Source organism: Variovorax sp. Soil_C_33, from assembly GCF_057656935.1.
This window is the reverse complement of record NZ_JBDGJK010000002.1, coordinates 1-11990: the sequence shown is the minus strand read 5'-3', so window position 1 is coordinate 11990 and position 11990 is coordinate 1. Positions and strand designations below refer to the sequence as shown.

Genomic DNA, 11990 nt, shown 5'->3' with positions numbered 1-11990 from the left:
GATCATATCCATGGAAATTCATCATTTGTCGCGGCCCACTGCGCGGCCTATCGTCCGGCCAGAACCAGGAGACAAAGCCATGGCGGACTACAACCAGGACAGCATCACGCGGGACGTGCTCGAGGCCTTCGCGAAGACGCCCGACCCGCGCCTGCGCGAGCTGATGACGACGCTGGTCAAGCACATCCACGCCTTCGCGCGCGAGGTCGACCTGAAGCCCGACGAGTGGCTGGCGGCGATGAAGTTTCTCGAAGCCACGGGGCAGATCTCGACCGACAAGCGGCCCGAGTTCATCCTGCTGTCGGACACGCTGGGCCTGTCGATGATGGTGGTGGCGCTGGACCAGGCGCGCGCCAGCGGCGGCGCGCAGGGCGCGACCGAGGCGACGGAGGCCACGGTGGAGGGCCCGTTCTACTGGGCCGGCGCGCCCGACATGCCGCTGGGCGCCGACATCAGCGGCAGCGCGCGCGGCGAGCCGACCTTCTACATGGGCCGCGTGACCGACGTGCACGGCCAGCCGCTCGAAGGCGCCTTGCTCGACGTGTGGTCGGGCGACGGCGAGGGCAAGTACGACGTGCAGCTCAGCAGCGAGCCGACGATGGCCGCGCGCGGGCGCTTTCGCACCGATGCGCAGGGGCGCTACTGGTTCTGGTCGATCCGGCCCGCCTACTACCCGATTCCCGACGACGGGCCGGTGGGGCAAATGATGCATGCCACCGAGCGCAGCATCTATCGCCCCGGCCACATCCACCTGCAGGTCTCGGCGCCGGGCCACGTGACGCTGACCACGCAGGTGTTCGTGGGCGGCAGCCCCTACATCGACCAGGACGCGGTCTTCGGCAAGCGCGACAGCCTGGTGGTCGACTTCGAGACGCACCCGCCAGGCAAGGCGGTGGACGGGCGCGAGATGCGCGTGCCCTACCACTCGGCGAGCTTCGACGTGCGCCTCGCGCCGGTGGCGGCCTGAAGCCCCCTCACATTTTTTGCAAGGACTCCCATGAAGATCGGCAAGGCCACCGTGCCGCGCACATCCATCTGCACCTCGGACGCCCACACCATCGTCGTTCGCGGGTATGACCTGTCGAAGGATTTGATCGGCAAGCTCTCTTTCGTCGACCATTTCTTCCTGCTGCTCACCGGGCAGAAGCCGACGCCGGGGCAGGCCGCGGTGCTCAACGCCACGCTGGTCGCCATCGCCGAGCACGGCCTGGTGCCCAGCGTGCAGGCCGCGCGCATGACCTTCGCCGCGGCGCCCGATGCGATGCAGGGCGCGGTGGCGGCGGGCATCCTTGGCTGCGGCTCAGTGGTGCTGGGCTCGTCGGAGACGGCGGGGCGCATGTATGTCGAGATCGACGAACAGGTTAAGGCCGGCGCCGCACTCGACGAGGCGGCGCTTTCGGTCATGCAGGCCTGGCGCGCCGCCCGGCGCTCGATTCCCGGCTACGGCCATCCGCTGCACAAGGAGCGCGACGAGCGCGTGGGCGCGCTGTTCGACGTGGCCACGGCCGCCGGCACCGACCTGCGCTTCGTCCACATCGCGGAAGCCTGCGAAAGGCTCTTGCCCGAGCTGCTGGGCAAGCCGCTCAAGCTCAACGTCTCGGGCGCGATCCCCTCGGTGCTGCTGGGCGCGGGCTTTCCGGTCGAAGGGCTCAAGGGCGTGCCGATGCTCGCGCGCACCGCGGGGCTGATCGCGCACATGGTCGAGGAGATGCGCCAGCCGATCGGCTTTGCGCTTTCCTACCAGGGGACGCGCGAGATGGAATACGACGGCGAGCTGCCTCCGGGTTTCGGGAAGCACAAATGATCCCGGTGTTGAAAGGCCTCAAGGTCATCGAGCAGGGCACCTTCATCACGGGGCCTGCGGCCGGCATGCTGCTCGGCGACCTGGGTGCCGACGTGATCAAGGTCGAGCAGCCGTTGACCGGCGACCCCTTCCGCGCCTTCAAGAACGGCCTGTACAGCCCGCACTACCAGACCTACAACCGCAACAAGCGCAGCATCACGCTCGACACCAAGAACGCCGCGGACCGCGATGTGCTCGATGCGCTGATCGCCGATGCCGACGTCTATATCCAGAACTTCCGGCCCGGCGTGGCGGAGAAGCTGGGCGTCGGTGCCGAGCGGCTGCAGGCGCTGAACCCGAAGCTCATCTACGTGGCGATCAGCGGCTTCGGCGCCACCGGGCCAGCGGCCAACCGGCCGGCCTACGACACGGTGGCGCAGGCGGCGAGCGGCTTTCTCAACCTGCTGGTGAACCCCGAGAACCCGCGCGTGGTCGGCCCTGCCATCGCTGATTCGCTCACGGGCTTCTATGCGGCCTACGGCGTGCTGGGCGCCTTGTACGAGCGCAGCCGCACCGGCGTCGGCCGCAAGGTCGAGGTGTCGATGCTGGAGGCGATGGCGCATTTCAACCTCGATGCCTTCACGCACTTCTTCCAGGTCGACGAGGTGATGGGGCCGTACAGCCGGCCGAGCGTGTCGCAGTCCTACGTGCTGCGCTGCGCGGACGACAAGTGGATCGCGCTGCACATGTCCTCGCCAGAGAAGTTCTGGCAGGGCCTGGCGGTCGCGATCGAGCAGCCCGACATCTTCCAGGACGCGCGCTTCGCCACCCGCGACGCGCGCATCGACAACCAGGAGGCGCTGATCCAACTGCTGGGCGCGCGCTTCCGCACGCAGACGCGCGACGAGTGGTGCCGCCGCCTGCAGCGCGAGGACGTGCCGAACGCGCCGATGTACGACACCAGCGAGGCGCTCGAAGACCCGCAGGCCAAGCATTTGCAGCTGATGACCTCGGCCGAGCATCCGGTGATGGGCCTGTTTCGCACGGTGCGCTCGCCGGTCAGCTTCGACGGCGAGCGCGCGCTCGAGGTGCGGCCGCCGCCGACGCTGGGCGAGCACAGCGACGAGATACGCGCCGCGCTGAAACGCAAGTAGATCAATAGAGACAACGGAGACAAGCGATGAGATTCAAGACAGCGATCGGCACCTTGCTCGCTGCAGGCGTGCTGCTTCTGGGCACGGCGCAGGCCCAGGACAAGGGCCCGATCAAGATGGTCGTGCCCTTCGGCGCCGGCACCACCACCGACACGGTGGCGCGCGTGGTCGGCGAGGGCCTCGGCAAGGCACTGCAGCAGACGGTGATCGTCGACAACCGCGCCGGCGCGGGCGGCTCGACCGGCAGCGACATGGTCGCCAAGTCGGCGCCCGACGGCCGCACGCTGGTGATGGGCACGGTGGGCACGCATGCCATCAACGCGGCGCTCTTCAGCAAGCTGCCCTACGACCCGATGCGCGACTTCGCGCCGGTGGCCTTCATCGGCTACACGCCGACGCTGCTGGTGGTGGCGGCCGAGTCGCCGCTCAAGTCGCTGAAGGACCTGGCCCAGGCCGCCGCGCGGCCGCAGGGCGTGACCTTCGCCTCGGCCGGCAACGGCACCTCGGGCCACCTCGCGGGCGAGCTGCTGGCGCAGCGCCTGGGCGGAAAGATGCTGCACGTGCCTTTCAAGGAAGGCGCGATGGCGCTGACGGGCGTGATCTCGTCGCAGGTCGACTTCATGTTCTATCACCCTGCCGCTGTGATGCCGCAGATCAAGGCCGGCAAGCTGCGCGCGCTGGGCGCGAGCGGCGCGGTGCGCAGCGCGGCGGCGAGCGATGTGCCGACGCTGATGGAGCAGGGCATCGCCGACTTCGACCTGGTCGCCTGGTTCATGTTGTATGCGCCGGCCGCCACGCCCGCCGCCACGCTCACGCAACTGCGCACCGCCAGCGCCGCCGCGCTCGCGCAGCCCGAGGTGATGGCGCGCCTGCGCGACCAGGGCATCGAGTCGCGGCCGATGCGCGCCGAGGAGATGCAGCCCTTCAATAAGACCGAGCTCGGCAAGTGGGCCGGGCTGGTCAAGCGATCAGGGGCTCAAGTCGACTGACAGTTTTTCGTTCGTTTCGCTCACAAGAATTTTTAAGGAGACAGGAACCATGAAGACGCAGAACCTCAAAGGCATCGGGCGGCGCACCGCCATGGGCGCCATCGCACTGGCCGCGGCCAGCTTCGCGCTGGCACAGCAGCCGTCGGGCCAGCCGATCCGCATCGGCAGCACGCTGGCACTGACCGGGCCGCTCTCGGCCACGGCCCAGATCCACAAGGTGGTCGGCGACATCTACATCGAGCAGCTCAACAAGCGCGGCGGCCTGCTCGGCCGGCCGGTGGAGTGGGTGGTGAAGGACGACCAGTCCAAGCCCGACCTGGCGCGCACGCTGTACGAGCAGCTGGTCACCGCCGACAAGGTCGACCTGCTGATGGGGCCCTACGCCACCGGCGCCATCCTCTCGGCGATGGGCGTGGCGCAGCGCTACAACAAGGTGCTGGTGCACCACACGCTGGGCATTCCCTCGCTCGCCAAGTACGACATGCAGTTCCCAGCCTGGTCGATCGGCTCCGACCCGGCGACTACGGTACCCAACACCTTGTTCGATGCGCTCGCCGCTTCGCCCAAGCCGCCGAAGACGGTGGCGGTGGTAACCAGCAAGTTCCCCTCGATCCAGTTCATGAGCGCGGGCGCGCGCGAGGTGATCAAGAAGCGCGGCCTGACCGAGGTGCTGTTCCTCGAATGGGACTTCGGCAACCGCGACTTCGGACCGATCGCGAATCGCGTGAAGGACGCCAAGCCCGACTTCGTGTGGGTCGGCGCCATCGGCCTCGAGGGCAACCTGCTGCTCGACGCCATGAAGAAGATCGACTATTCGCCGCCGCAGCATTTCTACCTGTACCCGGCGCCCGGCCCGCTGCTGGCGTCGCCGGACGCGAAGAACGCGCTCTCGGCCACGATCTTCGAGGCGCAGCCGCCTTTCACCTCCAACTTCGGTGCGGCCGAGTTCGTCAAGCTCTACACCGAGCGCGCCGCCAAGGCCGGCTTCACCGACACCGCGGTCGAGACCCAGGCCGCGGCCTCGTACACCGCCTGGCAGATCCTAGAGGCCGGCGTGGTCAACACCAAGAGCCTGGACGACAAGGCCATCGGCACCTGGCTGAAGGCGAACAAGGTCGACACGCTGCAGGGCAAGCTGCGCTTCGATGGCACCGGCAACTTCGGCGACGACCTGATGCGCATCAAGCAGATCCAGGGCGGCAAGTGGGTGGTGGTGTGGCCGAAGGAAGTGACCTCCGGCGGCGCCAAGCTGATCACGCCGTGAACTTCGCGCTGCCCAGCTTCTCGCTGCTGTCCCAGTCCATCCTCTCGGGCATCTTCGTCGGCGCGCTGTACGGGCTGATGGGCCTGGGCCTCAGCCTGAGCTGGGGCCTGCTCAGGCTCATCAACCTCGCGCACTTCGCCTTCGCCTTCCTCGCCGCCTACCTGTGCTACCAGATGGCGACGATGGGCATGGACCCGCTGCTGACGCTCGCCGTCATCGTGCCCTTCTTCTTTGCGCTCGGCGCGGGGCTGCACTGGGTGATGGTGCGCTTCAAGGTGACGCCCTTCAATTCGCTCCTGCTGACCTTCGGGCTCACCGGAATCGCCGAGAGCGTGATCCAGTCGATCTGGACCGCCGACTTCCGCAAGCTCGAGTCGGCGTATGGCGAGCACAAGTTCAAGCTCGGCGGGTTGTTCGTGCCGGTGCCGGAGCTGATCACGCTGCTGCTGGCCGTCGCGCTCTGCTTCGCGGTGTGGGCGGTGCTGCGCTTCACCGACCTGGGCCGCGCGATGCGCGCCGCCGCGCAGGACGCGCCGGTGGCCGCCGCCTTCGGCGTCAACCAGAAGGCGCTGGGGCTGGTGCTCGCCGGCACCTGCGCGGCGCTCGCCAGCGTGGCGGGCGTGTGCCTGGCGCTGAGCTTCACGCTCGCGCCTTCGCAGATGTATGCGTGGGTGGGCGTGGTGTTCGCGGCCGTGATGCTCGGCGGGCTAGGCAGCGCGCTCGGGCCGCTGGTCGCCGGCACGCTGATCGGCGTGAGCGAGGCCATCACGATGGCGGTCACCGCGCCTTCGTGGGCGCCGATCGTGTCGTTCACGCTCTTGATCATGGTCCTTCTCTTCAAGCCAGGAAAGAGCGCCTAGATGAAGCAGACCATTGGACTCATTGCCCTCGGGTTCTAGGATGAAACGCACACCACTGATCATCCTCGCCGCCGGCGTGGCGCTGGCCTTCGTGCCGCAGCTCGGCCTGCCGGCCTTCTACGACTCGCTGCTCTACCTGATGCTGCACTGGATCGTGCTCGCGACCTCGTGGAACATCCTGTCGGGCTACTCGGGCTACTTCTCCTTCGGCCACGGCGCCTTCTTCGGCGCGGGCATCTACACCAGCGCGAACCTGATGGCGCGCTACGACTGGCCCTTCTTGTGGACGCTGCCCGCGGCTGCGCTGGTCGCGGCGGTGCTGGGCGTGGCGCTGGGCGCGGTGGTGTTCCGCGTCAAAGGCGTGCGCGGCGAACTCTTCGCGCTGCTCACACTGGCAATCACCTTCGTGATCGGCACCATCGTGGTCAACACGCCGCTGGACGGCGGCAACGGCGTCTCGCTCGCGGCGGTGCCGGTGCCGAAGATCGGGCCGACGGCTTCGTCGACCTTCTATCTGCTGGCACTGATCGCGGCGGTGGCCACGCTCCTGATCGCCTGGGGCATCCAGGTGTCGAAGTTCGGCGCCGGGCTGTTCGCGATCCACGACGACGAGGACGCGGCCGAGGTGATGGGCGTGCCGACCTACCGCTACAAGCTGATGGCGCTGGCCGTCTCGTGCGCGCTGGCCGGCGTGGCGGGCGGCATCCACGCGCTCTTCCTCTCCTACGTGACGGCCGGCGAGGTGTTCACTATCACCGTGCCGCTCACGGTGGTGCTGATGAGCGTGCTCGGCGGCACGCGCCACTGGGCCGGGCCGGCCATCGGCGCAGTCGCGATCACCGGGCTGCTCTACAGCTTCACCGCGGCCGACCATGCGGTGGCGGGCAAGGCGCTGATCGGCATCATCCTGATCGCGGCGATTCTGTTCATGCCCGACGGCATCCTGGAACGCGTGCGGCGTGTGTGGAAGCGCGCGCCGGCCGCGAAGCCGGCCGCCGCCCCATCGACCGAGATGCCGGTCCGGGCAACGGCCGGCGCACAGGGCGATGTGCTGCTGCGCGTGCAGGGCCTGCGCAAGTCCTTCAAGGGTGTGCGCGCGCTCGGCGGCGTGGACGTCGACGTGCGGCGCGGCGAGATCCTCGGCCTGCTGGGGCCCAACGGCTCGGGCAAGTCGACCTTCATCAACGTCGTCAGCGGCCACTACGCGCCCACCGGCGGCGCGATCTGGTTCGAGGGCCGCTGCATGAACGGGCTGCCGGCGCACCGCATCGCGGGCAGCGGCATCGCCCGCACCTACCAGATCCCGCGGCCCTTCGGCCACCTGAACGTGCTGCAGAACGTGGCGATCGCGACCATGTTCGGCGGCGCGGTGCGCGACCCGGCGGCGGCCGCCAAGCAGGCGCGCACCTGGCTCGAGTTCACCGGCCTGGAAGACAAGGCGCATGCGCGGCCCGAGGACCTCAACCTGCACCAGCGCAAGTTCCTCGAGCTCGCCCGCGCGCTCGCCTCGCGGCCGCGGCTGGTGCTGCTCGACGAAGTGCTGTGCGGCCTGACGCCGCACGAGATCGACGGCGCGGTGGCGCTGATCCGGCGCATCCGCGAGCAGGGCTCCACCATCGTCTTCGTCGAGCACGTGATGCGCGCGGTGATGGCGCTGACCGACCGCATCGTGGTCTTCAACCACGGCGAGCTGCTGGCGGAAGGCGCGGCCACCGACGTGATGCAGCGGCCGGAGGTGATGACCGCCTACCTCGGAAAGGCCGCCCATGCTTGAAGTGCGCGATCTGCAGGTGGCCTACGGCGCAGCGCAGGCGCTGTGGGGCGTGTCGCTCGAGGTGCGGCCCGGCGAGCTGCTGTGCGTGGTGGGGCCGAACGGCGCCGGCAAGACCACGCTGATCAACGCCATCGCCGGCATGCTGCGTGCTCGCAGCGGGCACATCGTGCTCAACGGGCAGGACATCACGCAACTGCCCGCGCACCGCTTCTGCGAGGCCGGCATCGCGCTGGTGCCCGAGGGCCGGCGCCTCTTCACCGGCATGAGCGTGCTGGAGAACCTCGAACTCGGCAGCTACCTGCCGCATGCCAAGGCAAAGCGCGCCGAGACGCTGGCACAGGTGATCGAGCTGTTCCCGGTGATCCGAGAGAAGCTCGCGAGCCCGGCGGGCGAGCTCTCGGGCGGCCAGCAGCAGATGGTCGCGATCGCGCGTGCGCTGATGGCGCGGCCGCGGCTGCTGCTGCTCGACGAGCCCTCGCTCGGCCTGTCGCCGCGCATCGTGGGCGACATGTTCGCGGCGATCCGGCGCATCAACGCGGACGGCATGTCGGTGCTGCTGGTGGAGCAGAACGTCGCGATGGCGATGGAGGTCTCGCAGCGCGCCTACGTGCTCGAGGAAGGCCGCATCGTGGCCGAGGGCGTGCCCGACGAGCTGCTGGCGCGGCCCGAGATCCAGCGCGCCTACCTGGGCGTTTGAACCCCTTTCAACCGGAGAAACCCATGCTGTTCCCCACCACCATCGTCGGCAGTTTCCCGCAGCCCGAATGGCTGATCGACCGCGCCAAGCTGGCGGGTCGCTTTCCGCCGCGGGTGCGGGCGCGCGAGCTGTGGCGCATTCCGCCGCAGTACCTGGAAGAGGCGCAGAACGACGCCACGCTGATGGCGATCCGCGCGCAGGAAGAGGCAGGGCTGGACATCGTGAGCGACGGCGAGATCCGGCGCGAGAGCTATTCGAACCGCTTCGCGACCGCGCTCGACGGCATCGACCTCGACAACCCCGGCACGGCGCTGGACCGCTCGGGCCATCCGAACCCGGTGCCGCGCATCGTCGGCAAGATCCGCCGCCGGCATGCGGTGGAGGTCGAGGACCTGAAGTTCCTGCGCGCCCACACCGACCGCCAGGTGAAGATCACCGTGCCCGGCCCGTTCACCATGCTGCAGCAGGCGCAGAACGATTTCTACGGCAGCGAGGAAGAGGCGGCGATGGACTATGCCGAGGCCGTCAACGCCGAGATCCGTGACCTCTTCGCCGCCGGCGCCGACGTGGTGCAGATCGACGAGCCCTACATGCAGGCGCGGCCCGAGAAGGCGCGGCAGTACGGCTTGAACGCGCTGAACCGCGCGCTCGACGGCATCACCGGCACGACCGCGGTGCACATCTGCTTCGGCTACGCGGCCATCATCCACGAGCGGCCGAGCGGCTATTCCTTCCTGCCCGAGCTGGCGCAATGCAGCTGCAAGCAGGTGTCGATCGAGACCGCGCAGTCGCACCTGGATTGCTCGGCGCTGGCCGCGCTGGACGGCAAGCGCGTGATGGTGGGCTGCATCGATCTCTCGACGCCGGAGGTCGAATCGGTCGACACCATCGTCGAGCGCATCCGCCGCGCGCTGCCCTACGTGAAGCCCGAGAACGTGATCCTCGCGCCCGACTGCGGCATGAAATACCTGCCGCGCGATGCGGCGACGGCCAAGCTGCGCGCGATGGTGGAGGCGGCGAAGGTGCTGCGCAGGGAACACGCGGCCTAGCGGCCTCGGTAAGCGTTTTGTCATGCCTGACGCAGTATGAAGACGTGCGTTCTGTCCTCGTCAGGTGAGGGCGCAACGCTCATGCATGCGCTTGCCTGCAGGCCTACATTCAGACCCCAGGTAAGGCCTGCCACTCGAATTGACGCGACGGGTCCATCAGCAAGAGTCAAATTCGGAGACCCCTATGCGATCTGTCGCCCTCCTTGTCAGCCCCCTCGCAACGGTGGCATTGGTTCTTGCCTTCGGCTGGCCCGTGCTGCTCGGATGCTTTGCTCTTGCATTGAGCACGCTTCTTTTCTCCACTGAGGACACCGAAGCCGGGATGTCGTCGGCAACGCTGCATTCACTGAAAGAGCCGGCCTGAGCGAGGCGCCGGCGCTGCGCAGCGAGCACGCGGCCTGGCGACGAGAACCGCCGATCAGTGCTTGTGGGCTTCGGCCACCTTCTGCTCCGGGACAGTGACGGCGATCGTCTCGCTGGCAAGGATCTTGTGATTCGGATCAGCAAGCTCGATCAGCATCTTGTGCGCGCCGGGCTTCAAGCCAACCACGATGATGGGATCCCCGCTCGTATGGGCCCAAGTGCCGGGCCGATCGTCGAGGGTCACGTGCAGGTGTCCGACACGCGGCGACACCTCGCCGGCGCCCTTGCCGAAGACCGGGATGATCCGCATGTTCTCGGTCCGGTATTGAAGGATGACGACGCCCCGAGCCAGAGGCTCGGCCAAGGGCGCATACACATTGAGCTTCGGCGGCGGCTCCGATGCCAGCGGAATGACAGCCGCGGGACGGCCGATATCCGTGGCCGTTTGCGCCCAGGCGGCGGCGCAGAGGATCGCGCCGGCGGCGGCGACGGCAAGGAATCTGAAGGTGGAACGCATGGTGTTTCCTTTCGCGTTGTCCGAGGGACCGAGACTTCGATCGATGGCTGAATTTTCAGTGGAGCACCGGCCCTCTTGCGCGCAGAACGTATGCCTCTGTATCGGCGCGAACCATCCACACAGTACGTTTCACCTTCGCGTTCTCGCGATGCATGCCGATCGAACGGCGTGCGGCGTCGGAGCGCCCGACAGTGAAATTTACTGTTGTGAAAGGCGGCCCGGATACACAGGCATACGGTCCGCGCAGCTCGGGGGATGTCAGCCCCAAGAATCGTCCCATCGGTTCTGAACGGCCCTGCCGGATCCGTCCGAGTCCTACGTCGAACTGGCTGACGACGAACACAAGGACCCTCGATCGCCACATCCCTTGAGAGAAATGAAATGAAAGTTCGAATGATGGCGGCAGCGGTGCTGATCGCCGGCAGCAGCTTGGCGCCGCTTCTCGCGCAGGCACAGCAACCCTCAGGCATCGGGCGGACCCAGGCGCTGCGGCACGACCTCGGCAGCCACGGACGGGAGGTCATCCAGGTGCGCGTCGACTTCGCCCCGGGAGCGGCGTTCGGCATGCACACGCATCCGGGCGAAGAGATCGCCTATGTGCTCGAAGGCTCGCTGGAGTACCAATTCGAGGGCAAGCCACCCATCACGCTCAAGGCCGGCGACTCGCTGTTCATCCCCGCGGGCGCGGCCCACGCGGCGAGGAACGTCGGCAGCGGCAACGCGGCGGAGCTCGCCACCTATCTCGTCGAGAAGGGGAAGCCGCTCGTGGTGACCAAGTGAGGGTCCGCGCGCCGCGCGCCGGACCGCGGTTGTCCCATCAGCCGCGTGCGTGACCTCGGGCCTATGGGTTGAAGCTCACGCGGGTGGCGATCAGCACGCCGTCGACGACCTGCTCGCCCTCGATGGTCGCGCGCACGCCGTTGCCCAGGTTCGACGCGGTGCCGTTGACGAACACGACGCCCGCGCCGCCGGCATTCACGGGTTGTCCCCGCACCCGGAAGCTCGATGCGGAACTGAAGTCGCCGATGGCCCCGATCAGGATGAACGACGCCGGCCCGCCGGTGCCCGGCACATGCCGGATCTTGAGCTTGGTCGCCTTGAGGATGCCGTTGGACATCGTGCCGGCCACGTCCACCTTCACGCCATTGCCGACCGAGCCGGCAGGCCCGCCGGTGATCTGCGCGGAAGAAGCGTCGACCGCGGTGCCCAGGACCCGCAGCGAACCCAGTCCCGCGTAGTCGGTGACCACGCCTGCGAGCTGGACCGGCGTGGCGTTCGCCGTCGGCACCGGGTACCACCACTGCACGAGCGTGGCGGGCAGGCGGCCCGGCAGGGCGGTGTTCGCACGCACGCGCACGAGGGTGCCGTCCGCGAGCGGCCGTCCGTCGAGGCTGCCGCTCAGCACGGCGCCGCTGTAGTCGATGAGGAAGCTGCCGAGCGTGAAGGTGCGCCGCAGCGGGTCCAGATTCTGGACCGTGCCGCTGAGGATCGGGGCGGAGGCGCTGCGCTGCTCCACGCGCGTCGCCCGCAGCACGCCCGG

At 68.2% G+C, this 11990-nt stretch carries 13 protein-coding genes; 11 read left to right on the top strand and 2 right to left on the bottom strand.

The window, feature by feature from the left end; genetic code table 11:
* Nucleotides 1–79: 79 nt before the first annotated feature.
* The 10 genes from AC3A6B_RS02880 (at nt 80) to AC3A6B_RS02835 (ending at nt 9934) form a co-directional block, all read left to right on the top strand.
* Nucleotides 80–967: a dioxygenase family protein gene (locus AC3A6B_RS02880; protein ID WP_487835259.1), complete on the top strand. Its 888-nt coding sequence runs from the start codon at nt 80–82 to the stop codon at nt 965–967.
* Between the two features lie 30 nt (nt 968–997).
* The gene (locus AC3A6B_RS02875) at nt 998–1804 is read left to right on the top strand and encodes a citryl-CoA lyase (RefSeq protein WP_487835258.1); all 807 of its coding nucleotides are present in this window, start codon (nt 998–1000) and stop codon (nt 1802–1804) included.
* Nucleotides 1801–2937 (top strand): CaiB/BaiF CoA transferase family protein, encoded by a 1137-nt coding sequence (locus tag AC3A6B_RS02870; RefSeq protein ID WP_487835257.1) that lies wholly within the window; start codon nt 1801–1803, stop codon nt 2935–2937. Before AC3A6B_RS02875 ends, AC3A6B_RS02870 begins: the two co-directional genes overlap by 4 nt.
* A 26-nt stretch (nt 2938–2963) precedes the next feature.
* Nucleotides 2964–3926: a Bug family tripartite tricarboxylate transporter substrate binding protein gene (locus AC3A6B_RS02865; protein WP_487835256.1), complete on the top strand. Its 963-nt coding sequence runs from the start codon at nt 2964–2966 to the stop codon at nt 3924–3926.
* 49 nt (nt 3927–3975) lie between these two features.
* Entirely contained in the window at nt 3976–5190 is a 1215-nt protein-coding gene (locus AC3A6B_RS02860) for an amino acid ABC transporter substrate-binding protein (protein WP_487835255.1), read from the top strand.
* Complete coding sequence (locus AC3A6B_RS02855) at nt 5187–6050, top strand: branched-chain amino acid ABC transporter permease (RefSeq protein WP_487835254.1); 864 nt, start codon at nt 5187–5189, stop codon at nt 6048–6050. Before AC3A6B_RS02860 ends, AC3A6B_RS02855 begins: the two co-directional genes overlap by 4 nt.
* A 40-nt stretch (nt 6051–6090) precedes the next feature.
* Complete coding sequence (locus AC3A6B_RS02850; protein ID WP_487835253.1) at nt 6091–7824, top strand: branched-chain amino acid ABC transporter ATP-binding protein/permease; 1734 nt, start codon at nt 6091–6093, stop codon at nt 7822–7824.
* Nucleotides 7817–8521: an ABC transporter ATP-binding protein gene (locus AC3A6B_RS02845; protein WP_487835252.1), complete on the top strand. Its 705-nt coding sequence runs from the start codon at nt 7817–7819 to the stop codon at nt 8519–8521. Before AC3A6B_RS02850 ends, AC3A6B_RS02845 begins: the two co-directional genes overlap by 8 nt.
* A gap of 23 nt (nt 8522–8544) precedes the next feature.
* On the top strand, nt 8545–9570 hold the full coding sequence (locus AC3A6B_RS02840; protein ID WP_487835251.1) for a uroporphyrinogen decarboxylase family protein: 1026 nt from the start codon (nt 8545–8547) through the stop codon (nt 9568–9570).
* Nucleotides 9571–9754: 184 nt separating this feature from the next.
* On the top strand, nt 9755–9934 hold the full coding sequence (locus AC3A6B_RS02835) for a hypothetical protein (RefSeq protein ID WP_487835250.1): 180 nt from the start codon (nt 9755–9757) through the stop codon (nt 9932–9934).
* A 54-nt stretch (nt 9935–9988) separates the two neighbouring features.
* On the opposite strand, the gene AC3A6B_RS02830 is transcribed toward AC3A6B_RS02835, so the two are convergent.
* The gene (locus AC3A6B_RS02830; RefSeq protein ID WP_487835249.1) at nt 9989–10450 is read right to left on the bottom strand and encodes a DUF6130 family protein; all 462 of its coding nucleotides are present in this window, start codon (nt 10448–10450) and stop codon (nt 9989–9991) included.
* Nucleotides 10451–10831: 381 nt separating this feature from the next.
* On the opposite strand from AC3A6B_RS02830, the gene AC3A6B_RS02825 reads away from it, so the two are divergent.
* Nucleotides 10832–11230: a cupin domain-containing protein gene (locus AC3A6B_RS02825; protein WP_487835248.1), complete on the top strand. Its 399-nt coding sequence runs from the start codon at nt 10832–10834 to the stop codon at nt 11228–11230.
* Between the two features lie 61 nt (nt 11231–11291).
* On the opposite strand, the gene AC3A6B_RS02820 is transcribed toward AC3A6B_RS02825, so the two are convergent.
* Nucleotides 11292–11990, bottom strand: a 699-nt coding sequence (locus AC3A6B_RS02820; protein WP_487835247.1) for a DUF5666 domain-containing protein, incomplete at its 5' end; no start/stop codon positions are given.

Coding starts and splice junctions, on each gene's coding strand:
- AC3A6B_RS02880 (WP_487835259.1), top strand. CDS start 80: ATGGCGGACTACAACCAGGACAGCATCACGCGGGACGTGCTCGAGGCC.
- AC3A6B_RS02875 (WP_487835258.1), top strand. CDS start 998: ATGAAGATCGGCAAGGCCACCGTGCCGCGCACATCCATCTGCACCTCG.
- AC3A6B_RS02870 (WP_487835257.1), top strand. CDS start 1,801: ATGATCCCGGTGTTGAAAGGCCTCAAGGTCATCGAGCAGGGCACCTTC.
- AC3A6B_RS02865 (WP_487835256.1), top strand. CDS start 2,964: ATGAGATTCAAGACAGCGATCGGCACCTTGCTCGCTGCAGGCGTGCTG.
- AC3A6B_RS02860 (WP_487835255.1), top strand. CDS start 3,976: ATGAAGACGCAGAACCTCAAAGGCATCGGGCGGCGCACCGCCATGGGC.
- AC3A6B_RS02850 (WP_487835253.1), top strand. CDS start 6,091: ATGAAACGCACACCACTGATCATCCTCGCCGCCGGCGTGGCGCTGGCC.
- AC3A6B_RS02845 (WP_487835252.1), top strand. CDS start 7,817: ATGCTTGAAGTGCGCGATCTGCAGGTGGCCTACGGCGCAGCGCAGGCG.
- AC3A6B_RS02840 (WP_487835251.1), top strand. CDS start 8,545: ATGCTGTTCCCCACCACCATCGTCGGCAGTTTCCCGCAGCCCGAATGG.
- AC3A6B_RS02835 (WP_487835250.1), top strand. CDS start 9,755: ATGCGATCTGTCGCCCTCCTTGTCAGCCCCCTCGCAACGGTGGCATTG.
- AC3A6B_RS02830 (WP_487835249.1), bottom strand. CDS start 10,450: ATGCGTTCCACCTTCAGATTCCTTGCCGTCGCCGCCGCCGGCGCGATC.
- AC3A6B_RS02825 (WP_487835248.1), top strand. CDS start 10,832: ATGAAAGTTCGAATGATGGCGGCAGCGGTGCTGATCGCCGGCAGCAGC.